This window comes from Corallococcus sp. BB11-1, from assembly GCF_026626625.1.
Classification (GTDB): Bacteria; Myxococcota; Myxococcia; order Myxococcales; family Myxococcaceae; genus Corallococcus; species Corallococcus soli.
The window spans coordinates 393,130-419,357 of sequence record NZ_JAPNJY010000028.1; the positions used below are offsets into that span (position 1 = coordinate 393,130).

General features: G+C 71.5%; 22 protein-coding genes. 17 read left to right on the plus strand and 5 right to left on the minus strand.

What is annotated here, in order from left to right; translation table 11 throughout:
* Positions 1 to 7 precede the first annotated feature (7 nt).
* Positions 8 to 1,582 (minus strand): hypothetical protein, encoded by a 1,575-nt coding sequence (locus tag OV207_RS23015; protein ID WP_267557245.1) that lies wholly within the window; start codon positions 1,580 to 1,582, stop codon positions 8 to 10.
* Positions 1,583 to 1,749: 167 nt separating this feature from the next.
* Between OV207_RS23015 and OV207_RS23020 the strand changes: the two genes are divergently transcribed.
* Positions 1,750 to 2,130 carry a metallothionein gene (locus OV207_RS23020; protein WP_193429725.1) on the plus strand — a complete coding sequence of 127 codons (381 nt, stop codon included), beginning with the start codon at positions 1,750 to 1,752 and terminating at the stop codon, positions 2,128 to 2,130.
* A gap of 42 nt (positions 2,131 to 2,172) precedes the next feature.
* On the opposite strand, the gene OV207_RS23025 is transcribed toward OV207_RS23020, so the two are convergent.
* Together OV207_RS23025 and nadA are read right to left on the minus strand one after the other, a co-directional pair.
* Positions 2,173 to 2,784: a hypothetical protein gene (locus OV207_RS23025; protein WP_193429726.1), complete on the minus strand. Its 612-nt coding sequence runs from the start codon at positions 2,782 to 2,784 to the stop codon at positions 2,173 to 2,175.
* A gap of 85 nt (positions 2,785 to 2,869) precedes the next feature.
* Positions 2,870 to 3,802 (minus strand): quinolinate synthase NadA, encoded by a 933-nt coding sequence (nadA, locus tag OV207_RS23030; protein ID WP_193429727.1) that lies wholly within the window; start codon positions 3,800 to 3,802, stop codon positions 2,870 to 2,872.
* 368 nt (positions 3,803 to 4,170) lie between these two features.
* On the opposite strand from nadA, the gene OV207_RS23035 reads away from it, so the two are divergent.
* From OV207_RS23035 to OV207_RS23050, 4 genes are all read left to right on the plus strand, one after another.
* Positions 4,171 to 6,624 (plus strand): PilZ domain-containing protein, encoded by a 2,454-nt coding sequence (locus OV207_RS23035; RefSeq protein ID WP_267557247.1) that lies wholly within the window; start codon positions 4,171 to 4,173, stop codon positions 6,622 to 6,624.
* Positions 6,624 to 7,409 carry a methyltransferase domain-containing protein gene (locus OV207_RS23040; RefSeq protein ID WP_267557249.1) on the plus strand — a complete coding sequence of 262 codons (786 nt, stop codon included), beginning with the start codon at positions 6,624 to 6,626 and terminating at the stop codon, positions 7,407 to 7,409. Before OV207_RS23035 ends, OV207_RS23040 begins: the two co-directional genes overlap by 1 nt.
* Complete coding sequence (locus OV207_RS23045) at positions 7,406 to 10,333, plus strand: ATP-binding protein (RefSeq protein WP_267557251.1); 2,928 nt, start codon at positions 7,406 to 7,408, stop codon at positions 10,331 to 10,333. The genes OV207_RS23040 and OV207_RS23045 overlap by 4 nt, the downstream gene beginning before the upstream one ends.
* A gap of 102 nt (positions 10,334 to 10,435) precedes the next feature.
* Entirely contained in the window at positions 10,436 to 11,824 is a 1,389-nt protein-coding gene (locus OV207_RS23050) for a peptide MFS transporter (RefSeq protein WP_267557253.1), read from the plus strand.
* Positions 11,825 to 11,940: 116 nt separating this feature from the next.
* Here OV207_RS23050 and OV207_RS23055 read toward each other — a convergent pair whose 3' ends face one another.
* Complete coding sequence (locus OV207_RS23055; protein WP_267557255.1) at positions 11,941 to 13,386, minus strand: POT family MFS transporter; 1,446 nt, start codon at positions 13,384 to 13,386, stop codon at positions 11,941 to 11,943.
* 228 nt (positions 13,387 to 13,614) lie between these two features.
* Between OV207_RS23055 and OV207_RS23060 the strand changes: the two genes are divergently transcribed.
* A complete protein-coding gene (locus tag OV207_RS23060) occupies positions 13,615 to 13,878 on the plus strand; it encodes a hypothetical protein (RefSeq protein WP_267557258.1) in 264 nt (87 codons plus the stop codon).
* A gap of 135 nt (positions 13,879 to 14,013) precedes the next feature.
* On the opposite strand, the gene OV207_RS23065 is transcribed toward OV207_RS23060, so the two are convergent.
* A complete protein-coding gene (locus tag OV207_RS23065) occupies positions 14,014 to 16,341 on the minus strand; it encodes a prolyl oligopeptidase family serine peptidase (protein ID WP_267557260.1) in 2,328 nt (775 codons plus the stop codon).
* 191 nt (positions 16,342 to 16,532) lie between these two features.
* Here OV207_RS23065 and OV207_RS23070 point away from each other — a divergent pair, with 191 nt between their 5' ends.
* The 11 genes from OV207_RS23070 (at position 16,533) to OV207_RS23120 (ending at position 26,227) form a co-directional block, all read left to right on the plus strand.
* Positions 16,533 to 16,805 carry a hypothetical protein gene (locus OV207_RS23070; protein WP_267557261.1) on the plus strand — a complete coding sequence of 91 codons (273 nt, stop codon included), beginning with the start codon at positions 16,533 to 16,535 and terminating at the stop codon, positions 16,803 to 16,805.
* Positions 16,806 to 17,026: 221 nt separating this feature from the next.
* On the plus strand, positions 17,027 to 18,925 hold the full coding sequence (locus OV207_RS23075) for a RiPP maturation radical SAM C-methyltransferase (protein WP_267557263.1): 1,899 nt from the start codon (positions 17,027 to 17,029) through the stop codon (positions 18,923 to 18,925).
* A complete protein-coding gene (locus OV207_RS23080; RefSeq protein ID WP_267557265.1) occupies positions 18,925 to 20,826 on the plus strand; it encodes a RiPP maturation radical SAM C-methyltransferase in 1,902 nt (633 codons plus the stop codon). Before OV207_RS23075 ends, OV207_RS23080 begins: the two co-directional genes overlap by 1 nt.
* Positions 20,827 to 20,830: 4 nt before the next feature.
* Positions 20,831 to 21,718: a hypothetical protein gene (locus tag OV207_RS23085; protein ID WP_267557267.1), complete on the plus strand. Its 888-nt coding sequence runs from the start codon at positions 20,831 to 20,833 to the stop codon at positions 21,716 to 21,718.
* Positions 21,715 to 22,635, plus strand: a complete 921-nt coding sequence (locus OV207_RS23090) for an ATP-grasp domain-containing protein (RefSeq protein ID WP_267557269.1) — start codon at positions 21,715 to 21,717, stop codon at positions 22,633 to 22,635. Before OV207_RS23085 ends, OV207_RS23090 begins: the two co-directional genes overlap by 4 nt.
* 23 nt (positions 22,636 to 22,658) lie before the next feature.
* Positions 22,659 to 22,958 carry a PqqD family protein gene (locus OV207_RS23095; protein ID WP_267557271.1) on the plus strand — a complete coding sequence of 100 codons (300 nt, stop codon included), beginning with the start codon at positions 22,659 to 22,661 and terminating at the stop codon, positions 22,956 to 22,958.
* A 22-nt stretch (positions 22,959 to 22,980) separates the two neighbouring features.
* On the plus strand, positions 22,981 to 23,424 hold the full coding sequence (locus OV207_RS23100; protein ID WP_267557273.1) for a PqqD family protein: 444 nt from the start codon (positions 22,981 to 22,983) through the stop codon (positions 23,422 to 23,424).
* Entirely contained in the window at positions 23,415 to 23,591 is a 177-nt protein-coding gene (locus tag OV207_RS23105) for a hypothetical protein (protein ID WP_267557276.1), read from the plus strand. Before OV207_RS23100 ends, OV207_RS23105 begins: the two co-directional genes overlap by 10 nt.
* A gap of 192 nt (positions 23,592 to 23,783) precedes the next feature.
* Positions 23,784 to 24,497, plus strand: coding sequence for a 2OG-Fe(II) oxygenase family protein (locus tag OV207_RS23110; protein WP_267557278.1), 714 nt, complete (start codon positions 23,784 to 23,786; stop codon positions 24,495 to 24,497).
* Entirely contained in the window at positions 24,494 to 25,444 is a 951-nt protein-coding gene (locus OV207_RS23115; protein ID WP_267557280.1) for an ABC transporter ATP-binding protein, read from the plus strand. Before OV207_RS23110 ends, OV207_RS23115 begins: the two co-directional genes overlap by 4 nt.
* Positions 25,445 to 25,450: 6 nt before the next feature.
* A complete protein-coding gene (locus OV207_RS23120; protein WP_267557281.1) occupies positions 25,451 to 26,227 on the plus strand; it encodes an ABC transporter permease in 777 nt (258 codons plus the stop codon).
* Position 26,228: the final 1 nt, after the last annotated feature.

Sequence of the window (26,228 nt, forward strand, 5' to 3'; positions counted from 1 at the left end):
GGGCGTTCTACTGCACGCCCTGCCGCCGCCGCACCAGCCAGCTCCGTCCCTGTTGTCCCACGATGACCAGTTCGGACTGGAGCCGCCCGCCGAAGACGCGCGACGGGTGCTCCCCGCGCACGAGGTAGTGGTCGTACCAGCGGCCCTGCGTCGCGTAGTCCATCTGCTGCGGCCGCCACTCGGAGGGGAAGGTGGGCGGCACCGCGTCCCGGTAGCGCAGCGGTGAATGGGGCGTGGTGGCGAAGGTGAAGTTGGGCACCCCCCCGCGCTCGCGCGCCAGCACCGCCGCGCCATGCAGGAAGACGGGGAAGCGCACCACGCGCGAGCCCGCGTCGAACACCAGCCCCATCACCCGGGGCCGGCTGGCGGTGACGTCCACGAGCGCGTCCCACTCGCGCGCCTCCTCGGCGAAGTCCCGGAAGCCGCGCCCCATCACGAACGCCACGAGCAGCGCGCTCGCCGCCGCCGCGACGCACAGGGGGCGCCGCCACTCCAGGCGCGTGGCCGGGATGCTCGCCACCAGCAGCGCGGCCGCCAGGTGCGCGTAGCGCGTGTTGAGGTAGTAGACGTACCCCCGGATGTCGAAGGGCAGCAGGAAGAACAGCGCCAGCGCCAGCACCCCCAGCCCCAACAGCCGCCAGCGCGCCACCGGCCCCTCGCGGCGCGTCCCCGGCCGCCAGAGCCCCAGCGCCCAGCCCACCACGGCGACGAGGCCCACGGCGTACAGCGGCCAGCGGTCCGAGCCGTCGTGGAACGTGTTGGCGAGCACCTGGAGGAACTCCGAGCGGTTCTGTTCGAAGCCCTTCCACGCCAGGTTCTGCGGCGAGAACGTGGGCCCCCACGCCTTCCACGGCGCTCCGGGCTGGATGTCCGGCGGGTCGCCGAAGCGCAGCACCACCCACGCCAGGAACAGCGTCACGCCGGGCACCACGCCCGCCAGCGCCGCCACGCGCGGCCGCAGCCGGGCCGCGAAGCCGCGCGCGGCCGCGTCCTCCGGCACCGGCGTGGTGAGCAGCAGCCACGGCAGCCCGAAGGCCAGGAACCCGAACGCCTGGACGTGGAACAGCAGCACCGCCACCAGGCACGCCGCAAGCCCCACCGCCCACCGCGCGCGCCGGGGCACGTCCGTCAGCGTCCGCACGAACAGGCCGCAGCACAGGAGCGTCAGCGGCAGCGCCGCCAGGTAGTTGATGAAGCCCCAGCCGAAGCTGTCCCCGTACGCCAGGGGCAGCGTGAGCAGCGCGGGCCAGGAGGGCCGGCCCAGGCTGCGCAGCAGGAAGGCCATCCCCAGCGGCAGCCCCACCACGTACGCGGTGAGGAAGACGCGGTTGGCGACCTCCAGCGGCAGCAGCCAGTTGAGCGCGCTGACCAGGTAGTAGTAGCCCAGGTAGGGCGTCAGCGCGTGCCGCGCGGCGAACAGCTCCGGGTACAGCGTCGTCGGGTCCTCCAGCCGGTGCAGCACGGAGATGAGATACAGGTGCTGCGGCAGGTCCACCATCGGCAGGACGCGCGACACCCAGAGGGGCAGCGCGCCCAGCACGAGCGCGGCGGCGAAGGCGATGCGGGCGGTTCGGTTCGTCACGGGCAGGAGGGCGCGGACTGTACGCGCGCGCCCCCACACCCGGCGAGCGCACCGTGGGCTCTGTCGGCGGGTAGGCAAAGGTACGTGCGCATGTCTTGGCAGGGGGAGGGCCCTGCGGTATAGGCCGGGCTCCAGGGGCCCGTCGTGCCCCGCCCGAGGAGAGCGACATGGCCCGCAGCGCGACGTGGATGACCGCCGGATTGCTGATGGGCGGCCTGTGGCTGGTGCCCGCGCCTGCCCACGCCTGCGCGGCCCACGCGAAGGCGAAGGCGGCCCCGGAGGCGTCCAGGACGCCCGCGCCCCCCCAGGCCGCCGAGGCGAAGCCGGATGACGCCCCGCGCCCCCTGGAGGAGCTGGACCGGATGCTGACCGCGAAGTGCTCCTGCGGCAGCAAGGCGGACTGCACCTGCAAGCGCGGCAAGTGCGAGTGCTCCAAGTGTTCGGGCCGTCACGCCCCCGGGCAGGTGATGGACGCGCTGCGCGGCCGTCCCGCGACGCAGGAGCTCCAGGAGGCGCGCTACGACGCCTCCGCCGGCGTCTTCATCTGAAGGGAAGCCTGGAGGGCCGGGCGGCACGTGCCGCCCTGTCCGTCAGGCCGCCGGGGTGGACGCGCGCTGGCGGGGCGTGGGAGCCCCGCCCTCGGACACCAGCACCGGCCAGCCGCGCGCCATGGCCTCGCGGAAGAACGTCGCCAGCTCGTGCCGGCTGGTGTTCACCGCGCCCTGGAACGGGTCGATGAGGGCCTCTTCGCCCAGGCTCTGCTGCGAGGACAGCTCCACCGGGTGGCCGCAGCGCTCGCAGCGGATGGACACCTGGCGCACCAGCGCCACGGGCACCGCGTAGCGGGCATTGCACTGGCCGCACTTCCACACCAGGGCGCGCTCGCCCGCTTCCCGCCGGGCCAGCTGCTCCAGCTCGTCCGCCAGGCGCAGCAGCGCCGGCAGGTCCTGGGGCGGCTGGGCGAAGACGGCGCTGGGCCCGAAGCCCTTGCCCGGCGAACCCAGGGCCGGAGGCCGGTCTCCCTGGAGCAGGGCGCGCATGCGGTCGCGGGCGCGCAGGTCGCGGAACTCGGCGCCGGCGAGGGCGCGCTCCACGGCCTCGTGGACCGGGGGCAGCTCCGGCTCCAGGCGCTCGTCGTCCGGCAGGGTCTTGGGGAAGTCCACCAGCCGGTGGGCGGGGATTGCGAGAAATCGGAAGGCCACGGCTCTTCCATGGCACTTGGGCCCGCTGTCCGCAAGGCGCGAGTTTCCAAACCTGGGACGCGGACGACAGTCCCCATGCAAGACTTCAGGCCGACCACTCCAGCATCCGCTTCAGGGGCGCCAGCGCCGCCCCCTGGAGGTCCGCCGGCAGCACCAGCTCCGGGGTCCGGTCCTTCATGCACCGGTAGAGCTTCTCCAGGGTGTTGAGGCGCATGTACGGGCACTCGTTGCACGCGCACCCGTTGTCCGGCGGCGCCGGGATGTACGTCTTGTGCGGCGCGCCCTTCTTCATCTGGTGGAGGATGCCGGCCTCCGTCACCACGATGAACTTCGTCTTCGGGCTCTTCACCACGTGGTCCAGGATGGCCTTGGTGGAGCCGATGAAGTCCGCGTGCCGCAGCACCTGCTGCTCGCACTCCGGATGGGCCACCACCTCCGCGTCCGGGTGCTCCACCTTCAGCCCCACGAGCTTCTTCTCGCTGAAGATCTCATGGACGATGCAGCTGCCCGGCCACAGCACCATGTCGCGCCCCGTCTCCTTCATCACGTGGCGGCCCAGGTGCTGATCCGGCGCGAAGAGGATGGGGCGGTCCCTGGGGATCTGGTTGACGATCTTCACCGCGTTGGACGACGTGCAGATGACGTCGCTCATCGCCTTCACCGCGGCGGAGCTGTTCACGTACGACACGACGAACGCGCCGGGGTGCTTCTCCTTGAAGGCCTTGAAGGCCGCGGGCGGACACCGGTCCGACAGCGAGCAGCCGGCCTTCAGGTCCGGCAGGAGCACCTGTCGGGTCGGGTTCAGGATCTTGGCGGTCTCCGCCATGAAGTGCACGCCGCAGAAGACGATGACGTCGGCGTCCGTCTTCTCCGCCGCCTGGGCGAGCGCCAGGCTGTCGCCGACGAAGTCGGCCACGTCCTGCACCTCGCTCTCCTGGTAGTAGTGCGCCAGGATGACCGCGTTCATGGAGCGCTTCAGCGCCCGGATCTCGGCCTCGTAGTCCACCGTCACGCCCATCGTGGTTCTCCTCGCCGGGCATTCTGTAACCGCCCCCGCCCTCCGCGGCCAGCGCCCTGCCAGGCACTCCGTCCGCGCTTCCTACCCGCCAGGGGGTCTACGATGACCGCGCGCTTTTAACCTATTCCGAAAAGTCTCTCACCCCCGCGTACATCACCTAATCCATAGGAGCAGGTAAAGTACGCAGCGGTCTGCTGGCGGCTCACCAGGAAGGCGTCGCGGCGCGGGCTTGCTGGCAGCGGACATCCACCGGGCTCGGACATTCAGACATGCGACTGGCGGGAACGGGGCGGGGTCCAGGCCCCGCGTCGACAGCAATGGCGCCTTGCGCGGGCGCCGGTGTGGCCCTTGCGCGTCGGGAAAAATCCATGAGCGTGCCCACTCACGAAGTCCTCATTGTCCACCCCAACGAAGCCCGTCGCAGCGCGCTGGTGGCGGCCCTGGGGGCGCACCGGGTCGCGGCGGTGGGGTCCCAGGTAGAGGCCGCCCGGCGCATGGAAGCGTCGGTGCCCACGCTCATCATCGCGCCAGCGGACAACGCGCGGCGCTTCCTGCGCCACGTGGACCGGGCCGCGCCAGAGGCCGTCTGCGTGTTCATCTGCTCCCGGTCGGATCAGCTGGGGCTGGAGGAACTGGTGGAGACCGCCGCGGAGGGGCACGTCTTCAGCACCGTGGACGACGGGCTGTCGGAAGGGGAACTGGGCCTGCGCCTGCGCGACATCCTCCAACTGCGTGCCTCCACGCGCGTGTCGCTGGACGCGGGCCTGCGGGTGGACTTCGCGCTGGGGGGGCAGCCCTTCGTCGCGGAGTGCCAGGACCTGGGCAACTTCGGCGCCGCGCTGCGCATCTCCATGGACGCGTCGATGGCGGCCTTCCTGCCGGGGACGGCCCTGGAGGCGCTGTCCATGGTGCGCGACGGCCAGCAGGTGCTCCACGTGGACCGCGCCTTCGTGCGCCACGCCACGCCGGTGCACCAGGAGGGCCGGTCGTTCCTGCGCGTGGGCATCTCCTGGCGGCCCGCCCCCGAGGTGTCCCGCGCGGCCCCGCCCCGCACGCTGCGCGACCCGGTGACGGTGCTGGCCGCGCTGCGCAAGGCGCTGCGGCGCGAGCTGCCCGTGTGGCTGCACCCACCGGACAGCCAGGCGGCGCACTTCCGGCTGGAGTCCGCCACGGTGGATCCCCAGGACGAGCGCGGCATCCTGCGTGGCGTCGTGTCCCCGGGGCTGCCAGCCAGCGTGGGCGAGGTGGTCCACCTGTGCTTCGAGATGGGCGGCCAGCACTATTCGGGCGTCACCAGCATGCTGGCCGTCGCGCACGACGGCGTGACGCTGGGCCTGCCCCGCTCGCTGTCGGTGGAGAACCGGCGCGGCCAGCAGCGCTTCCGGCCCGCGGTGAACCACCGCTTCCTCGTGCGCTTCACGTCGCCCTTCGGCGGCCAGCGCATCACCCGCGCGGTGCTCGACCTGGGCGGCCACGGGTTCGCCTTCCCCATCGACGCGTCGTGCGAGGTGCTGCCCATGGGCTCCCGCCTGGACACGGCGCTGCTGCTGCCGGACGGTTCGGAGGTGGCGTGTCGGGTGGAGGTGCGCTCGGTGGACGTCGTCCCGTTCGAGGCCCGGCATGATCAGCGCCTGCGCCCCTACCGCTGCGGGGTGCGCATCCTGGACGTGCCGGCCGCGGTGCGCGACGCGGTGGTGGACGCGTTCGTGTCCGCCCGCTCGCCCCAGGTGAAGGACGGCACGGAGTTCCGCTTCCCCGACCTCTGGCGGATGATGCAGGACGCCCGCTACACCTTCCACCCGGACCACCCGTTCGGCGAGGAGCCCCGCGTCCTGCCCGCCCTGGAAGAGCTGCACGCGCGGCTGGCCCACGCCCGCGACCTGGGGCGCTCGCTCGTCTACACCGACGGGCTGCGTCCGCTGGGGCACGTCAACGGCCTGCGGATGCACTCGGGGACGTGGCTCGTGCAGCACCTGGCCGTGCTGCCCGGCTTCCGCCGCAGCGAGCAGGTCTCCAGCGAACTGACGTCGCTCGCGGTGGAGGTCGGCGAGGCGATGGAGGACGTGGAGTTCATCCGCTACATGTGGCGCACCGACAACCGCTGGCCGCACCGGCTGGGGACGTGGCTGGCGCGGGTGCTGGAGGGCCAGGGGCTGTGCCACCTGCGCCAGTTCCACTACCTGCGCGCGGAGCTGAGCACCGCCATCCCCCCGGCCGCGTCAGGCCCGCTGCCCGCCGTGCGCGACGCGGACGCGAGGGATCGCCAGTGGCTGGAGACGCACCTGCGGGCCCAGGGCGACATGGTGCGCCTGCTCAGCGAGGACCTGCTGGCGGACCTGGAGGCGGAGCGTGACCTGGGCGAGCGCTTCCGGGCGGCGGGGCTGCACCGGGAGCGGCGGGTGTTCGTGGTGGACGGGGAGGCGGGGCCGCTTGCGATGGCGCTCCAGGAAGAGGCGACCCCGGGCCTGAGCCTCATCGAGGTCTGCAACAGCTTCAACGTGGTGGTGCCGGACCGGGCGCACCCGGGCGCGCGCCAGGCGGTGGCGGCGCTCGCGGCGCGGTGCCTCGCGCACGCACGCTCGAGCGGCCGGCCCTCGGCGCTGGGGATGGTGGACGCGGCGGACGTGCCGGTGCTGCTGGAGGCGGGCTTCGTGGACCAGGGCCGCTTCTCCGAGTGGACCTTCCACCGCTCCATGGTGCGCCGCTGGTGCGAGGCCTGGCGGTCGCTCTTCGAGCGGCAGGCCCCCGCGCGCCGGGCGGCCCGAGACGCCGGGGGCCTTGCGCGCAAGGCCCCCCAGCCGCAGGACCAGGAGGCCCGGTGATGTACCTGATGGAGTCCGCGGACGAGTCACGGCGCCTCCTGGAGCAGGAGCAGTCCCAGGACACGCGCGCCATGCTGCGCCGCACCGGGCTCAAGGCGGGAGACCGGGCGCTGGACGCCGGCTGCGGCCCCGGGGGCATCGCGGAGCTGATGGCGGAGCAGGTGGGGGAGGGGGGCCACGTCACCGGCGTGGACGTGCACGCGGGCCGCGTCGCGGAGGCCCAGGAGCGCAACCGCCACCGGCCCCAGCTGACGTTCCTCCAGGCGGACGTGCGCGCCACGGGCCTGCCGGCGGACGCCTTCGACTACGTGTGGAGCCAGTACGTCTTCGAGTACCTTCCGGACCGACAGGCGGCGCTCACGGAGCTGCTCCGCGTGACGCGGCCGGGGGGACGGGTGGTGGTGTCCGACATCGACGGGCTGGGCTTCCAGAACTGGCCCTTTCCGGAGCACCTGCGTCAGGGGACGCAGCGCATCCTGGAGGCGCTGGAGGCGCGCGGGTTCGACCTGTACGTGGGCCGGAAGCTGTTCTCCGACTTCCGCCGCGCGGGCCTGAAGGACGTGCGCGTGCACCTGATGCCCTTCTACCTGGCCCCGGGCGCCGCGGAGGCCCGGCTCCTGAAGGACTGGGAGACGCGCTTCGAGGCCCTGGCCCCGGTGGCGTCCCCCGCCTTCGGGGGCATGGAGGCCTACCGGGAGCACTGTGAGGGGTTCCTCGCGATGCTGGCGGATCCGGAGGGATTGAAATACGCGGTCACGCTGGTGACCGAAGGAACGAAGCCGTGAGTGGTCGCCTGCCGGCGGTGAAGGTGCTGGACGCGTCGCCGGACAACGCCCCGGAGGTGAGCGTGCGCGCCACCTCCACGCTGCTGCTCTACTTCGAGCACCGCTACGGCGCGGAGCGCCTGGCGAAGCTGTGGCGCGAGCAGGGGTTCAGCCTGGGGCTGGACTACATGCGCACGCCGACCAACTACATCTCGCTGCACTTCCTGGAGCGCGTGGCGGTGGCGCTGCGCGACGCCTCCGGCGATTCGAAGTTCATGCGCGAGGCGGGTCTGTTCACCGCGTCCCCGCAGGCGCTGGGCTTCGTCTTCTACATGCTGCGCGCGTTCGGTTCGCCGCGCGCCTGCTACAAGCAGACCATCGACTTCTCCCCCAGCTACAACCGGGTGGGCGCGTTCACGGTGGACCTGCTGGAGCACAAGCGGCTCAAGCTGTCCTACCGCAGCAGCATCCCGGAGCAGAACCGCAACATCTGCGAGCTGCGCATGGGCCAGTTCGCGTCCTTCCCCACCATCTGGGGCCTGGCGCCCGCGGAGGTGAAGGAGACGGAGTGCCAGGTGCTGGGCGGCGAGGCGTGCCGCTACCACCTGACGTGGACGGATCCCCCCACCATGTGGGGCCACTACCTGGGCCTGCTGCTGGGCATGGTGAGCGGCCTGCTGGCCACGCACCTGGGCTGGGGGGACGCGCTCTTCTCCGTGACGGCGCTGGGCGTGGGCGGCTTCGCGCTGGGCGGCTGGCTGGACCGGCGGCGGGAGCTGCAGCGCAAGGACGAACTGCTCGCGGCCCAGGCGCAGGCGAACCTGGGCTCGCTGCGCGAATTGCAGCAGCGCTACGACGAGGTCTACGGCAGCAACGTGGCGCTGGAGGACCGCGTCGCGGCGCGCACGCGCGAGCTGTCGGAGGCCAACACGAAGCTGGAGGCGGCGCTGATCAAACAGCGCGAGCAGGACCGGCTGAAGACGGAGTTCTTCGACAACGTGAGCCATGAGCTGAGGACGCCGCTCACGCTCATCCTGCTGTCGCTGGACGCGCTCCAGAAGGAGCCGGAGTCGCTGCCCACGGTGGTGCGCCAGCACCTGACGACGTTGGATAGGAGCACGCAGCGGCTGCTGAGGCTCATCGACAACCTGCTCAACCTGGCGCAGCTGGAGGCGGGCAAGGTGCGCCTGCGCCGCCAGACGGTGGAGCTGCACGGCTTCCTCACGTCGCAGCTTCTGCCCTTCCGCACGGTGGCGGAGAAGCAGGGGCTGACGCTCACGCTGGAGGGCGGGCCGCTGACGCCGGTGTCGGTGGACCTGGAGCGCATCGAGGGCGTGTTCCACAACCTGGTCTCCAACGCGCTCAAGTTCACCCCGGCCGGGGGCAGCATCGCGGTGCGCCTGCGCGAGGACGCCACCGATGTGCACGTGGAGGTGGTGGACACCGGGCTGGGCATGGCGCCCGCGGACCTGGCCGTCATCTTCGACCGCTTCGCCCAGGCGGACACGTCCGGCACGCGGCGCTTCGGGGGCAGCGGCATCGGCCTGGCGCTGGTGAAGGAGACGCTGGAGCTGCACTCGGGCGGCATTGAGGTGTCGAGCACGCCGGGCCAGGGCTCCAGCTTCCGCGTGCGCCTGCCCAAGGCGCCCGCGGTGGTGCGCGAGGAGGTGCGCGAGCGCCGCTACTCCGACCCGACGGCCCGGCGCGAGCGGCGCAGCTCCGGCCGCTTCGCCACGGTGCTGGCCGCGACCGTCACCGGGGCGCAGCGCCCCACGGAGCCGCAGGACCACTCGCGCGCGGACGCGAAGGCGCCCCGCATCCTGGTGGTGGAGGACGACGCGGAGATCCGCGCCTTCATCGCGGACATCCTCGCGCCCAGCTACCGGGTGCTGGAGGCGGCCAACGGCGAGGAGGGCGTGCGCCGGGCCATGGAGGACCGGCCGGACCTGGTGGTGTCGGACGTGATGATGCCGGTGCTGTCCGGCCTCAACCTGCTGGTGCAGCTGCGCGCCCATGCGCAGACGGTGGACCTGCCCGTCATCCTGCTCACCGCGCGCCAGGAGGTGTCCGCCAAGGTGGAGGCCCTGGGCGCGGGCGCCAACGACTACCTGGGCAAGCCCTTCAGCCCGCGCGAGCTGCTGGCGCGCGTGGAGACGCAGCTGCGGCTGCGCGAGGCCGCGGTGCGCGCGGCGGAGAACGAGCGGCTGGCCGCCATCGGCCTGCTCACCTCCGGCTTCGCGCACGAGGTGCGCAACCCGCTCAACGGGCTGATGAACGCGCTGATGCCGCTCAAGGACGTGCTCCAGGGGCGGGACACCGGCGGCGACCCCAACCTGGGCCCGGCGATGCTGGAGGTGATGGAGGAGTGCGGCCAGCGCATCCGCCACCTGGCGGAGTCGCTGCTGTCCTTCGTGCGCACGGCGGACAAGCCCGTGGCGGTGCGGTTGGACCATGCGCTCGACTCCACGCTCAGCGTGCTGGGCTGGCGCATCCCCCCGGGCGTCGCCGTGGAGCGCGCCTACCACTGCACCGACCCCATCTGGGGCGACCCCGGCACGCTCAACCAGGTGTGGCTCAACCTGCTGGACAACGCGCTGCGCGCGGTGGGCGACACCGGCCGCGTGCTGGTGGAGACGACGCAGCAGGACGACGACGCGGTGGTCAGCATCGTCGACAGCGGCGTGGGCATCCGCCCGGAGGACCTGGAGCGGCTCTTCCAGCCCTTCTTCTCCACCCGCGCCGCGGGCGAGGGCACGGGCCTGGGACTGGCGCTCAGCCGCCGCATCGTGTTGCAGCACGGCGGGCGCATCCACATCACGAGCCAGGTGGGGCAGGGCACCCGGGTGGAGGTGCGGCTGCCCATGCGCCCGCTGATGTCGGAGCCGCTCACGGCCACCCCGACTGGGGGTACGGGTCGGGGGCGGTGGACGCGGCGGCTCGGCTGACCGAAGGGGTTGTTCCCTGAAAGCGTGACTCCTCCGTGACTCTGCTAGAGTCGCGCGTCTTTCATTTCACCCCCTTCAAAGTCAGTACGAGGAACTCACGGCATGCAAAGCACCGTCGCCGCGGGCGAGGCCCGCAAGGGGCATCCCCCGGGCCTCTACCTGTTGTTCGCCACCGAGATGTGGGAGCGCATGTCGTACTACGGCATGCGCGGCCTGTTGGTGCTCTTCCTCACCGACAAGGTGCGTGGCGGCTTTGGCTGGTCCACGGCGGACGCGCTGAGCCTGTACGGCACGTACACGGGCCTCGTGTACCTGACGCCCATCGTGGGTGGCTACATCGCGGACCGCTACATCGGCCAGCGCAAGGCGGTGTTGCTGGGCGGTGTGCTGATGATCATCGGGCACCTGTTACTGGCGTTGCCAGGCACCAGCATCTTCTACACGGGCCTGGGCTTCCTCATCGTGGGCAACGGCTTCTTCAAGCCGAACATCTCCACCATGGTGGGCGGGCTGTACCCGGCGGGCGACGGTCGGCGCGACGGTGCCTTCACCATCTTCTACATGGGCATCAACCTGGGCGCGGTGCTGGGCAACTTCATCTGCGGCACGCTGGGTGAGCGGGTGGGCTGGCACTGGGGCTTCGGCTCCGCGGGCGTGGGCATGACCCTGGGCGTCATCATCTTCATGGCCCTCCAGAACCGGATGCTGGGCCAGGTGGGCCTCGCGCCCGCGCCGCGTCCGGCAGCGTCGGTGACGGCGGCGACGGATGGGAAGAAGTCCGGCTTCACCCGCGAGGAGTGGGACCGCATCATCGTCATCTTCATCATCGCGCTGTTCGTGGTGGCGTTCTGGACGGGCTTCGAGCAGGCCGGCGGCCTGATGAACCTCTACACGGACCAGAAGGTGGACCGCTCCATGTTCGGCTGGGTGGTGCCCACGACGTGGTTCCAGAACTTCAACTCCGTCTTCATCGTCGCGCTGGCGCCGGTGTTCGCGATGCTGTGGAGCTCCCTGGCGGCGCGCGGCAAGGACCTGAGCATCCCGGTGAAGATGAGCCTGGGCCTCATCTTCCTGTCGGTGGGCTTCGCCTTCATGCTGGGCGCCTCCAAGGAGAGCGCGGCGGACGGCAAGGCGGCGGCGTGGTGGGTCATCATGGCGTACCTCTTCCACACCATGGGCGAGCTGTGCCTGTCGCCGGTGGGCCTGTCCATGGTCAGCAAGGTGGCGCCCATGCGCGTCGTCTCCGCGATGATGGGCGTGTGGTTCCTGGCCAACGCTGCGGCGAACAAGCTGTCCGGCGTGCTGGGCGGCTACTCGGAGAAGATGGGCGAGTTCAGCGTGTTCCTCACCATCGTCGTCGGCGCGGGCCTGGCGGGCATCATCCTGCTGTTCCTCGCCCCCACGCTGAAGCGGATGATGCACGGCACGGACGAAGTGACGCCCGTGCCTGCCAGCACCCAGCAGGGCGGCGCGGCGCACCCGGCCACCTGATGCGACCCGGGCCCCGCGCCCGGGGGAGTGCTTGAAGACCGACGCCGGAGCGCTGTCACCGCGCTCCGGCGTTTTTCATTGGAGCCCGAGAGCCCCGGCCGCTGGGGCCCCAGCCGCTACGCCGGCTTCGCGCCCACCGCGGGCGTGCGGCCATCCAGCGGGGCCTTGGCGTCCGTCTGGAAGTAGTCGTGCACGACGAAGCGGCGCGCCACCAGCGCCATGCCCACCGCAGCCACCAGCGCCATGCCCGCGTAGAAGAAGAACTGCCCCGCGCCCGTGAAGACGTTGAGCGCCGCGGCGATGGCCACCGCCACGTTCGCGAGCGTGTTCGTCACCAGCCACACGCTCTGCACGGTGCCCTTCATCTCCCGGGGCGCCTGCGTGTACGCGAACTCCAGGCCCGTGGTGGACACGAGGATCTCTCCCACCGTCAGCACGATGTACGGCAGCAACTGCCACGCGATGTTCAGCGTCGTCCCGCCATTCATCACCACCTGGAAGAAGCCGGCGATGACGAACGACACCGCGCCGAACACCAGCCCCATGGGCATGCGCCGCAGCGGCGTCAGCTCCCACCCCATGCGCTGGAAGGCCGGGTAGACGATGGCCGTGAGGAACGGGATCAGCATCATCACCAGCAGCGGGTTGATGAACTGCATCTGGCTGGGCTGGAACACGATGCCGCCCACGTGCGGGTCCATGGCGCGCGCCTGCACCACCCAGGTGGACGCCTTCTGGTCGAACAACATCCAGAAGAAGGGGATGAAGGGCAGCATCAGCCCGGCCACCCGGAACACCGCCTTCACGCCCTCCACCGCCTCCGCCGGGTGCGCCGCCTTCGCGCGATCCAACCAGTGACCGCCCCGGGGGGCGTCCTTCTTGAACGCGCTGAACACCACCTTGAGGAACGAGTGCGGGTTGGGGCCCGTGGGCGGCACCAGGATGTAGTGCTTGCGGCCGGCCCAGAAGATGACCGTCGCCACGAACATCAGGATGCCCGGCACGCCGAACGCCACCGACGGCCCGAACTTCGTCATCAGCAGCGGCACGAACAGCGATGCGAAGAACGAACCGAAGTTGATGGTCCAGTAGAAGATGGCGAAGACCTTCTTCACCAGGTGGCTGTTGCTCTGCGTGAACTGGTCACCCACCATCGCGGAGACGCACGGCTTGATGCCGCCGCTGCCAATCGCGATGAGCGTCAGGCCCGTGTAGAAGCCCGTGGCGTTGTTCTCGAAGATCGCCAGGCACGCGTGCCCCGCGCAGTACACCAGGCTCAGCGCGAAGATGGTCTGGAACTTCCCGAAGAAGCGATCCGCCAGGTACCCACCGATGAGCGGGAAGAAATACACCCCCGCCATGAACAGGTGGAACAGGCCCTTCGCCTGCGCCTCGCGAGCCCCCGACTCCGGCACCTGCGTGCGCAGCAGGTAGTCGATGAAGAACACCGTCAGGATGTTCCGCATCCCGTAGAAGCTGAAGCGCTCGCAGGCCTCGTTCCCGATGATGTACGGGATCTGCGGCGGGAAGCGGTTGGACGGTGCGGATGTGTTCTCGGCCATGAAGCGGCGGACTCCCTGGAGACGGGGGGATGGGGAACGCGAACCCTACCCAAGCCTTCCTTGGGACTCCACCGTCGGACTCGCTCCCTGGCCGGACAGGCATCCAAGGCCCACGGGGATTGATGGCTATCCCAATAGAAACAGTTTGACGGAAATGTGTCTCACCTTATCGTGGCAAGGCTTCACGTCGTGTCGAGGTCCCACCGGGATGTTCACGGAGGCTGTCACATGAAGAAGTCGATGCTGTGGGTTGCCCTGGCGATGTCGATGTTCGGCTCTACCGCCCTGGCCGAAGAGGCAGCAGCGTGTCGCGGCACCGCCCCCGAAGCGAAGGCTTCGGCGCAGCGCGAGGCGTCGAAGCAGACGGCTCCGGACTACTCCCAGGTCCAGGAGGCGCCGACGGCGGAGTACTGCGTGCCGAGCAACTGCTCGACGTCGGCGGACTGCAAGAAGGGGTGGACCTGCAACCAGAAGTGCTGCGTGCCGAAGTAGGCAGGCCCTGACTGTCGTCCCAGGAGGGGGACCGCGGCGCGCTTCGGCGGCCACGGGCCCCCTTCTTCATGTCTGGCAATGACAAGGCGTGTCCTGGCGGGCAGGCGCGCCGCCCGCAGGTCTCCCCCGGCCGTCTCAGCGGCCGTCCCGGGCCGCCTGGGGGGCGACGTGGCGGCCCAGCCAGGCCTCCATCTCCCACAGCGCGTGCAGGATGGCGTCGCGGCCCTGGAGGACGTGGTTCTCCCCTGGCAGGCCCACCAGCCTTGCGGGCACCTGCCGGCGCTCCAGGGCGCGGTAGAGCGCCTCGCTCTGGAAGAAGGGCGTCGCCGGGTTCATGTCCCGCTGGCCGTGGATGAGCAGCAGCGGCGCGCGGATGCGATCCGCCACGAGGAAGGCGGAGGCGTCCTGGTACACGCCGGGGGCTTCCCACAGCGTGCGCTGCTCGCCCTGGAACCCGAAGGGCGTGAGGGTGCGGTTGTAGGCGCCCGACAGCGCGATGCCGGCCCGGAACAGGTCCGTGCGCGCCAGCAGCGTCACCGCCATGGCGGCGCCGTAGGAGTGGCCTCCCACCGCGATGCGGGCGGGATCCGCGATCTTCCTTCGCACCAGCAGGTCCACCGCGGCGCGGGCGTCCGCGATGAGCTGGGGCACGGCGGTGTCGTTGGGGAGCTGGCCGGCTGTCGCCACGACGGGCATCTCCGGCTCCAGCACCGCGAAGCCGCGCGCGGCCCAGACGCGGGGGGACAGGGGCCCGTCGTCGGGAAAGCGGTGGTCGCCCTGCGCGTCCCGGAGCATCGCGCGCGCGTCCGGGTGGTCGAAGGGGTAGGCCCAGAGCAGGGTGGGCAGGGCGCCCTGTTCGGGCCGCCAGCTCCGGGGCACGGTCAGTCGCGCCTTCAGGGCCAGCCCGTCCTCGCGCGTGTACCGCAGCACCTCCGAGCGGATCCGCTGGAGGGCCGCGGGTGCGGCGGTCCTTGTCAGCGCGCGGGCCGCTGCCTTGCGCGGGCCCTGGAGGAACAGGTCGGGCGGAGCCGTGGGGGACTCCCGGAGGAAGAGCAGGCGCCGCCCGTCCAGGACCGCGACGGGGATTTCATGGACGGGCCCGCTCGCGCGCCACAGCCGCGTCCGGCCGCCAGCGCCGTCCACCGCGTCCACGAAGGCCCGGGGCCCTTCTGGCGTCGTCAGCGTGCCCTCCACGAAGAAGGTCCGCGACGCGCAGGCCTTCCCGCGCGCGGCGGGGCCAGGCAGCAGCGACTCTCCTTCACCCGCGCGCAGCGCCCTCGGGACGGGGACCTTCCCTGGCGCTCCCGGGGGCTCCCAGCTTCGCCAGAGGTGGCCGCCGTCCTCGCGTGACACCTCCGCGATGGGGCCGCAGTCCGTGCCATCCCGCACCCAGGAGACGAAGCGCTGGGGGCCTCCTGGCTCCTTCGCGGGGGTGCCCGTGAAGGGCGCGGCGAGGGTGAGGAAGTCATCGCGGGCCGACGGGCTCGCGGACGTCCCGGCCGCTTCGACCCAGAGGAGCGTGGCGGTCGTCCCGGGCAGCCAGCGGACCTCCCGGGGCCCCGGCCTGGGGGCCTTCCTCGCGCTCACAGGCCGGGTGTCCACGGGCAGGTCCGCCACCGTGCGCACGGGCTGCCCGTCCCGGGTCCATACCTCGATGCGCCGCGCGAGCCGCTCCTCGGACAGCGATGAAGGGAAGGGCGCCTGCAACGACTCCACCAGCAGCCAGGCACCGTCCGGCGACGGCTCCGCGCGGACGATGGCGCCACTCCTGCCCAGGGCGGACACCTGGCCCTCCAGACGGATCCGCGCGAGCCGCGCTTCCAGGACGTGTCCTACCGGGGCCTGCGTCTCACCGTGGTCGGGCCCGGGCGCCGCGCGCTCCTGGATGTAGGGACCCAAGGGGGCCGCCGCGTGAGGCTCCGGCATCACGGGGCCTTCCGGCGCCAGCCTGCACACCAGCTCCCGTGAATCACCGGCCCACTCACACGGAGGACCGGCCACGCCGTGGAGGGCCACGGGGGCCAGCCGCCGCGCCTTCCCCGTGTCCACGTCCAGCACCCAGGGCTCCACCCGCTCCGGCGTCGCATGCGTGAAGGCCAGCGTCCTGCCGTCCGGGGACCAGCGCGGGTCCTGCAACCAGGGCGAGGCCGGAAGGCCCGTCACCGTCACCCGGTGTCCATCCGCCAGCCGCACCAGCGACATGGCGGTGAAGGGTGAGCCCGTCGCATGCGCCCGGTTGGAGAAGAAGTACAGGCCCGCGACCCGCAGCATCTCCTTCGGCAGGGACGTCGCGGTGCCGGGCCCGGGAGGCTCGCGCAGCAGCACCCACCGCTGCCGGGGCTCCAGGTCCACGAACGGCGCATCTGGCCGCAGCGCCCACGCTTCAACCTCCGGGGAAGGCCGCCGATACCCGGCCTCCTCGGCGGCCACCCCCCGGTCTGCCAGCAGCGTCAGCGCCAGCATCAATGCGGGGGCAAACCCGCCCGGGGAGCAGGCGACCCCGAGGGGCCTTCTCGTTGCCATTGGGAATATCCTGTTTGGCATGTTAAGCTGGATTGGTGGCAAAGGTGGGTCTGGCGGGATTTCGTCTGACTCTATCCTGGTCACGTCGTCCGTCTCGCTGTGGCAATCCATCGCGTCCTGGAGGACATCCCATGAAGAAGTCGATGCTGCTCGTGGCCCTGGCGTTCTCGATGTTTGGATCTACCGCGCTGGCCAACGAGGCCGCGTGTAGCAAGAAGGCGCCGCAGCCCCAGGCGTCGTCCTCGCGGCAGGAGGCCCCCGCCAAGGAGGCCACCACGCCGGACTTCTCGAAGGTGGACGAGGCGCCGCAGGCCGAGGCCTGCTTCCCGGCCGAGTGCGCCACCAACGCCGACTGCTCCAGCGGCCTGCGCTGCCGGCAGAAGTGCTGCGTCGTCCTGCCCTGAGCGGCTATCCGCGCCAGGCTCCCTGCTGAAGGGGAGGGGCGTCAGGGCGTCAACCCCGTCGCCTGCAACCTGCCGTGTTACAGACCCACGGCCTCTGTGACACGAAAGGTCTCAAGCTCATTCCAGACATGGGCTTCCGCCCATCAGCGTCGACGGTCGGCGGGATGGGCATACAGGTTGCTAACCCATTCCCGCTGACCTTGACCCGAACCGGAGGTTCCGTGCTGCCTGAGCTCTTCACACCCGGGGCACCTCGTGGGGACGTGCTCATCGTCGTCCCTCCGTTCGCCGCCACGGACTGCCCCTCGCTCGCGGCCCACCTGCTCCAGGCGTGCGCCCGGGACCGGGGCTTCCGTGTGGACGTGCTGTACGCCAACCTGACGTGGGCGGGCGTCATCGGCGAGTCCCTCTACAAGGCCATCTGTCGAGGCGCGCCCTACAGCGAGCTGAGCGGAGAGCGGCTTTTCTCCGAGGCGGCCTTCGGCCTGCCGCTGGCGGACCCGCGCGGCTCGGCGCCCGCGGCGACCGAGGACGAGCTCGCCAGCGAGATGAACCTCTCCGTGGACTGGCAGGCCTACCGTGACGCCTCACAACGGGCCTCCGCGTGGGCGGATGACCTGGCCCGGCGCATCATCGATGCCGGCTACCGCGTCGTGGGCTGCACCGTCACCTTCGAGCAGACGCTCGCCAGCGTCGCGCTGCTCGAGCGCATCAAGGCCCTGGCGCCCGAGGTGGTGACGATCCTGGGCGGAGGCAACTGCCAGGGAGAGATGGCCGAGGGGCTGGCGTCGCTGCGCTCGCGCGTGGACCACATCTTCTCCGGCGAGAGCGAGAAGGCCTTCGTGGACTTCCTGGCCGCGCTGGCCCAGGGCCAACGGCCGAAGACGCAGATCGTCCAGGGCTCGCCCTGCATGAACATGGACGCGCTGCCCACCCCGGACTTCGGCGAGTTCTTCGCCCAGCGCCAGGTGTTCCTGCCGGACACCGCACTGGCCGAGGCCGAGCTGTGGCTGCACTGCGAGTCCAGCCGCGGCTGCTGGTGGGGACAGAAGCACCCGTGCACCTTCTGCGGCTTCAACGGCGAGACGATGAAGTTCCGGGAGCGCACGCCGGAGCGCGTGTTGCGCGAGCTGAAGACCCTGGTCTCCGCGCACCCCACACGGAAGATCCTCATGGCCGACAACATCATGCCCCACACCTACTTCCGCACGCTGCTGCCGCGGCTGGCGGAGGAGGTGCCGGGGTTGGACATCTATTACGAGCTGAAGGCCAACCTCTCCCTGGCCCAGTGCCTGGCGTTGAAGAAGGCGGGCGTGGCCAACATCCAGCCCGGCATCGAGTCCCTGTCGACGCCATTGCTCAAGCGCATGGACAAGGGCCTCACCGGCCCCCAGAGCGTGCGCCTGCTGCGCTACGCGGCCACCGCGGGCCTCAACGTCTCCTGGAACCTGCTCTACGACTTCCCCGGGGACTCACCGGCCGACTACGAGGAGACAATCGCGCTGGTGCCGCTGCTGCGCCACCTCCAGCCGCCCGTGGGGCTGCACCCGCTCACCATCGACCGCTTCAGCCCCTACTTCATGCGCCCGGCCACCTACGGCATCACCCGGCTGACGCCCCAGCAGGGCTACGCCTCCGTGTATCCGGCCCACGCGGACCTGTCGAAGATCGCCTACCACTTCAATGGCGAGTACCCCAGCGGCGCGCGCCAGGCGCCGGAGCTCATCGCCCGGCTGAAGGAGGAGGTGGGGCACTGGCGCGAGGTCTGGTCCAGCGCGGCCCGGCCCGTGCTGGAGGTGCGCCAGCTCACCGAGAAGGCCTTCTTCCTGGTGGACCGGCGGGGCCTGGAGGGCACGCAGGAGGGCCGCTTCCTCACGCGGGAGGAGGCGCGCGAGGTGCTGATGCCCGCGCGGAATCCCAGCAGCACCACGCATGCGTGGGCGTTGGAGCGCCGCGTGGCCGCCCACGTGGATGGCTGGTTCGTCCCGCTGGCCACCGCGCCGGTGGACCTGCTCGTGCGGCTCGAGGAGGAGGAAAAGGAACGCGAAACGGGGCCCGTCACCCGGGTCCCCGGGCTCCAGGTGGCCGGCACGCCTCCGGCATCCCAGGGGGCCGCGTGATGGACACGGCGCCCACCGTCCCCGACCTGTCCGACCTGGCCCCGGCGGACGCGCTGCTCATCCTCCCGCCCTTCGCCGGCTTCTCCTATGGCGGGCTGGGCGTGCACCTGCTCCAGGCCTGTGCCCGTGAGGCCGGCCTGGAGGCGCGGGTGCTCTACGCCAACCTCCACCTGGCTGGAGAGGTGGGCCAGCGCACCTACGTGGACATGGCATGTGACTACGCCTGTACGCCGGAGCTGTTCGGCGAGCGCTTCTTCGCCCGGGCCGCGTTCGACCGGCCCGTGCTGGCGCTGCCGGAGGATGGCTCCCAGGACGAGCGCTTCACCGGCGCCATCGCCCAGTTCGGCATGCGGCTGGACCTGGCGCGCATGCGGGAGCTGGAGGCACGTGCCTACGACTGGGCGGACCGGATGGGCCAGGCCATCGCCCGGTGCGGCTTCCCTGTCGTGGGGGCGTCCACCACCTTCGAGCAGACGGCCGCCGCCATCGCGCTGCTGAGGGCCGTCAAGCGCCACCGCCCGGAGACCGTCACCCTTCTTGGCGGTGCCAACTGCGAGGGGGAGATGGCACAGGGGCTCGCGTCCACGGGGGCCCCGGTGGACTACATCTTCTCCGGCGAGAGCGAGGCCGCCTTCGTGGAGCTGCTGCGCGAGCTGCGCGCCGGCCGCCGCCCCGAGCGGCGCATCGTCACCAGCGCCATGCGCAGGGACATGGACGCCCTGCCCCGCCCCCGCTACGAGGAGTACTACGCCCAGCGCCAGCGCCTCCTGGAGAACCTGGGCGACCCCGCCAGGGAGACGTACGTCCTCTACGAGACAAGCCGCGGGTGCTGGTGGGGCGAGCTGCACCACTGCACCTTCTGCGGCCTCAACGGACTGGGCATGAAGTTCCGGGAGAAGTCCCCCGAGCGCGTGCTCACGGACCTGAAGGCGCTCCTGGACGAGCACCCGACGAAGCGGGTGTGGCTGACGGACAACATCATGCCCAGCAGCTACTTCCGCACGCTCCTGCCGCGCCTGGCGGCCGAGCTGCCCGGCGTGGAGCTCTTCTACGAGGAGAAGGCCAACCTCTCGCTGGACAAGGTCATGCTGCTGCGCGCCGCGGGCGTCACGCACATCCAGCCCGGCATCGAGGCGCTGTCCACGCCACTGCTCAAGCGGATGAACAAGGGCGTGTCGGCCGCGCAGAACATCGCGATGCTGCGCTACACGCGCGCCGCGGGCGTCACCAACTCCTGGAACCTGCTCTATGCGTTCCCCGGGGACTCGGCCCAGGAGTACGAGGACGTGCTGGCGCTGATGCCCGCGCTGCGCCACCTCAACCCGCCCCAGGGCCTGGGCCGGCTGCGCGTGGACCGCTTCAGCCCCTACTACGACAAGGCCCCGGAATACGGGGTCCGCAACCTGCAGCCCTTCGCCGCGTACGCGGACGTCTTCCCCCCGGGCACGGACCTGCGCAAGGTGGCCTACTACTTCACCGCCGACTACGACACGGGGATTGAAGGCCGCAAGGACCTGGTCCAGCAGCTGTGCGACGAGGTGGGGCGCTGGCGCGATGCCTGGGACAAGGGGACGCGCGAGGGCCCGGCGCTCGCCGTGCGCCGCGCGCGCCCCGGCCTCTTCATCCTGGTGGACACCCGCGGGCTGGGGCTGGGGCCGGAGGTGACGTTCCTCGACGAGGAGAAGGCCACCACCGTGTTGGTGGGCCCGCCGGGCAACGAGCGCGCCGGGCTGGAGGACGCGCGCGTGGCCTGGGCCGTCGCCCACAAGTACGGCGCCATGGTGGAGGGCCGCTACGTGCCGTTGGCCACCGCCAGCCCGGAGCTGCTCAAGGAGTTCGAGGGCGAGGCCCGGCGCATCTCCAGGGGACAGCCCCTGCCCGCGGCGGGACAAGGGGCGTGAGGCCGTGGTGCTCCTGCTGGCCCACTCCGAAGACCCGCTTGCGCGGGCGGTCCAGGCCCGGCTGTGGCGGGAGGGCGTCCGCGCCGTCCTGGCCGCCGCGTCACGGCCCGTGTCCTCGGTGCACTGGACGTGGCGCCCGCGCACCGGAGGTCCCGAGGGCGCCCTGGAAGTCGACGGGCAGCAGGTCGCCTTGAGCGCCCTCTCCGGAGTGCTCGCGCGCGAGCACGCGCCCTTCGTGCCGGAGCCGGGCATGAGCGAGGCGGATGCGCACTACGTGCGCGCGGAGGTCCGCGCCAGCCTGCTGGCGCTGCTGGAGGCCCTGCCGTGCTTCGTGGCCAACCGGCCCTCGGCGCCCGTCGCGCGCAGGCCCTTCCTCTTCGCCCCGGGCGCGCTGGACGCCGTGCGCGCCGTGGGGCTGCATCCCCCGGAGGCGCTCGTCACGCCGGACACGGACGAAGCAGCGCGCTTCGTGGGGGAGGGCCGGTTCCTCGTGGGCTCGCTGCGCGGAAGGGCCGCGCCCCAGGCCGCCGCGGGTGAGCCGCTGGACGTGCTGCTGCGCGCGCGGGTGCCCGCCTGTGTCATCCGGGTGCCGGACGCGCCGCTCGCGCGCCTCTATGTCGTGGGCCCCTCGCTGGCCGCGGCCGAGTGGCAGTCCGAGCCGGGCTCGCCCTGGCACCCCTGGGAGGCCCCGCCGCCGCTGGTGGACCGGGCCGTGTCGCTCGTGGGACGGCTGGGACTGGGCTTCGCGCGCGTCACCCTGGCGCTGGCCGGGGCCGGCACCTGCCTGGACGTGGAGCCCTGCCCTCGCCTGGAAGACGCGGCGGACGGAGTGACGACGCCCCTGACCGAGGCGCTGGCGCGGCGGCTCGCCGGCGAGGGGCGCGCGGCATGATTCTGCTCGTGGGCGCGCTGGCCAACCCGGCCCTGGCCTTCCTCACCGAGCGGCTGTTGTCCTCGGGCGCGGACGTCCTGCTGCTGGATGCCCGGCAGTACCCCGAAGGCTTCGGGCCCGTCTGGTCTCCCGGCGCGCCCGGTGAGGGACGCCTTCGCTGCGGCCAGCGCGAGGTGGCTCACGCCGAGCTGACGTCCGTGTACCTGCACCAACTCGATGAGGTGCTGGGGGCGTGGCGGCCCGCGGGCGTGCCGGAGGGGGACCCGCGCGAGGCGGGGCTGGCGGCCCTGGCCGCGTGGGCGGACAGCCTCCCCGGGCTCGTCGTCAACCGGCCGGAGCCGTGCCGCTCCAATGCGTCCAAGCCCTACCAGCAGATGATCGCCGCCCGCCACGGCTTCCGCGTGCCCGACACGCTCATCACCTCCGTGCCGGAGGACGCGCGCCGCTTCATCGAACAGCACGACGGGCGCGTCATCTACAAGTCCCAGGGGCCCGAGCGCTCCGTGGTGCGCCGCGTGTCCTCGGAGGACCTGGGGCGCCTGGACATGCTCCGCCACTGCCCGGTGATGTTCCAGGAACAGGTGCCTGGCACCGACGTGCGCGTCCACGTCGTGGGCACGCGCGTCTTCGTCACCGAGCTGCGCTCCGGCGCGACGGACTACCGCTTCGCCGAAGCCGAGGGCCACACGTGCACCCTTCGCGAGGCGAGCCTGCCTCCGGCCGACCTCGAGCGCTGCCTGGCGCTGAGCCAGGCCCTGGGCATGGTGGTGAGCGGCATCGACCTGCGGCGCACGCCCGACGGGGAGCTGTGCTGCTTCGAGGTCAACCCCGCCCCCGGCTTCACCTTCTACCAATCCGCCACCGGGCAGCCCATCGGCGAGGCCCTCGCCGATCTCTTGCTGTCCGGTCGCCCATGAGCCCGCAACCCACGAGGAGTTCCATGTCCACCCCGAGCGAGGCACCCTCCCTGGAGACCGCCTACCGTCCCCGCGCCGAATTGCAGTCCACCGTCATGGAGGGCGAAGCGGTCATCGTCGACCTGAAGAGCAACCTCTACTTCACCCTCAACTCCACCGGCACGCTCGTCTGGGAAACCCTCGAGCGCGGCGCCCCGCTGCGCGAGGCCGTGGCCCGGCTGCAGGAGCACTTCGAGGTGACGGAGGCGCAGGCGCGCGCGGACGTGGAGTCGCTCGCGAAGGAGCTCCTGTCCAGCGGCCTCATCCATCCTCGGGCGGATTGAGCCCAAGCCCCGGGAGCCACGCATGGAGCGCCCATCCCCCTTCATCGGGGCCGGACTGCGTCCCCTCTACCCGCCGGATGCGGTGGAGAACCCACCGGACCTGCCGCGCGAGGAGCTGCTGCGACTGGCGCGAGAGGTGCGCTCCAGGCGCTACCCGCCCGGCGCACCCTCGTGGGCTCCGCTCTGGCGCGCGTACCCGGTGCGCGCGGACGTGCCCTGGCGGCACACGCCCGAGGGGACCGTGGAGTTCATGCCCGGAGGACAGGGCCCGCTCACGCTCGACGGCGTGGGCGCCTTCGTCTGGGTGCGGCTGTCGGGCGAGCGCACGCTCGACGACATCGCCGGAGACATCGGCCGTGACTTCAACGCCGAGGAGGAGGTGATCCGCGAAGACCTGTACTGGCTGATGCAGCAGCTCATGCAGCGACAACTCGTTGTATTCCAAGGTGAATCCACATGCAGATGACCCAGAGCGTGGTGGCGAAGGGCACGTACGTGCCCCCCGCGCTGCGCAAGCACGACGGTCTCGTCGACCTCGTCAATCCGTACGCGGCCACCAGCACCAACCCGGGCACCGGCGGAACCATCTCCACCATCGAGCCTGTCCGCCCGGTGGCGGTGAAGGACCGCTGACGCAAGGGGGCCCACCCGGGCCCCAGTGACTGTCCGGTCCCGCGCTCGCGGGCGGCCCGGTGCCGCTGAGGCCGGGGCGCGGCGGCGCGGGACTGGCGGTCCGAACGCAGTGACGGCTCCGGGGCATCCACCGATGCTCCGGGCCACGAAGTCGTGCAGCACGTCACCCGCAGCAAGCAGGAGGCAGTGGACATGGTGGCGCCCGAATCGTGGCTCCAATCCCAGCACCTGACCCCGGAGCGGCTCGAAGGGTATCGCGCGCAGTACCGCGAGCACCCGGCGGGAGCTCTTGTCCTGAGGGACTTCTTCCAGCCGGAGGTGGCCATGTCCCTGGCGCGCTTCCTGGCGGAGGAGGCGCTCTTCGACATGCGCTACAAGCTCACGACCCACGACGACTACGTGCCCGAGGACGCGTGGTACGCGGCCCCGCCCGGGGACCGCTTCTATGTCATGAGCATGATGGCCGGAGTGCGCCCCGAGTGCCGGCTCAGCCGCAACGTGATGACGTTCCTGCGCTTCCGCTCGGAGTTCTTCGGGGCCCCCTTCCTGCGCTTCTTCGAGCAGGCGTGTGGGGTGACGCTGGACGGTGGCGACCTCTCGCCCCGCGTCATGGCGCGCAGCCACTTCGTCTCCCCCCACATCGACGACTTCGACCGGCGCCACGTGGCCTTCGCGCTGTACCTGTCGCCCGACTGGCGGCCGGAGTATGGCGGGGCCCTGCACTTCGTCACGCGGGATGGCGGCACCGTGCGGATGGAGGCGGAGTACAACAGCATCGTGCTCTTCGACGCGACGCGGGCCACGCTCCACTACGTGAGCGAGGTGCTGCCCGAGGCCGGGACGCACCGGCGCTTCAGCGTCGGCGGTTGGCTGTACGCGCCCCGGGCCGTGAGCTTTGCGCCGTGACGCGGCCGCGGGCGGAAGTGTTCCACGCGGAGGCGCTGCACAAGAGCTACCACTCGGACGGGCGTGAGGTGGTGGCGGTGGGCGGCGTCTCGCTGACGCTGGAGGCGGGCGAGGTGCTCGCCCTCCTGGGCTCGAACGGGGCCGGGAAGACGACGTGCATCAAGATGATGTCCGGGCTCATCCGTCCGGACGCGGGGACGGTGCGCGTGCTGGGCGGGGATCCGCACCAGGACGCGCGGGCGCTCACGCAGGTGGGCGTGGTGCTGGAGGGCACCCGCAACCTGTACTGGCGGCTGACGGCGCAGGAGAACCTGGAGTACTTCGGGGTGCTCCGGGGCCTGTCCGGGCGGCAGGCGCGGCGGCGGGCCACGGTGCTGCTGGAGCGCTTCCGGCTGTCGGACCGGGCGCGCACGCAGGCGCAGGAGCTGTCACGCGGCATGCAACAGAAGCTCTCCATCGCGGTGGGCCTGGTGCACGAGCCCCGGCTGCTGCTCCTGGACGAGCCCACGCTCGGACTGGACGTGGAGGCCGCCGAGGAGGTGAAGGCACTCGTGCGCGAGCTGGCCTCGGAGGGCTGCGCGGTGCTGCTCACCACGCACCAGTTGGACGTGGCGCAGGAGCTGGCGCACCGGGTCTGCATCCTCCACGGCGGGCGCGTGGTGGCGGAGGGCGAGACGCAGGCCCTGCTGGCGCGCTTCTCCGCCCAGCGCTACGTCATCCAGTTGGAGGAGCCCCCCTCGCACGCGCGGCTCCAGTCGCTCCAGTCGCTGGGGGCGAGCGCGCAGGGAGGCGAGGTCACCTGGCCCGGGCCCGCGGAGGGGCTGTACGGGGTGCTCCAGGCCCTGGCGCCGCTCACGCTGCTGCGGGTGGAGCGAGACAGGGCGGACCTGACCGAGGTGTTCCTCAAGGTGACGCGGCCGGAGGCCCTGCCTCCGGAGAGGGAATAGGCGGCCATGCACGGACTCTTCCTGGCGGAGCTGCGCCGCAGCTGGGCGCTGTCCCGGCGCTATCCGGGGGAGATGGTGACGATGCTGGTGTCACTGGTCCTCGTGTTCCTCATGCTGTTCTGGGGCGTGCGGTACGTGGCGGGCCCCGGACCAGGCGCGCTGGGGGACCGGCTGGACGGTCTCATCGTGGGCTATTTCCTGTGGAGCGTGGCGGCGCTGGGGCTCAACGGCGTGGGGTGGGCCGTCCAGGGTGAAGCGGCCATGGGGACGCTGGAGCAGCTGTTCCTCTCGCCCTTCGGTCCGGCCCGGGTCTTCCTGGCGCGAGTGGCCGCGGACCTGGTGGTGCAGTTGGGCGTGCTGCTCACGGTGCTGGGGAGCATCCTGATCATCACCGGCCGGACGCTGGCGCTCTCGCCGGGCGTGGTTCCGGTGATGGTGACGGTGGTGCTCGCCGCATGGGGCCTGGGCTTCGCGCTGGGCGGGCTGGCCCTGCGCCTCAAGCGCATCCCCAGCCTCCTGCAGCTGTCGCAGTACGGGCTGCTGTTCCTGGTGACGACGCCCTGGGAGGACTGGGGCGACACCGGCCGCTGGGTGGGGGCCGTGGCGCCGCTCGCGCCCGGTGCCGGTCTGCTGCGCGGAATGATGGCTCGGGGGGAGCCGCTGGAGATGGCCGGCTTCGCCATCGCCGCCCTCAACGGGCTGGCCTGGCTCGGGCTCGGGCTCTTCCTCTTTCACCTCGCCGAGCGCCACGTGCGCCGCGGCGGCGGGCTCGCCGGGTATTGAA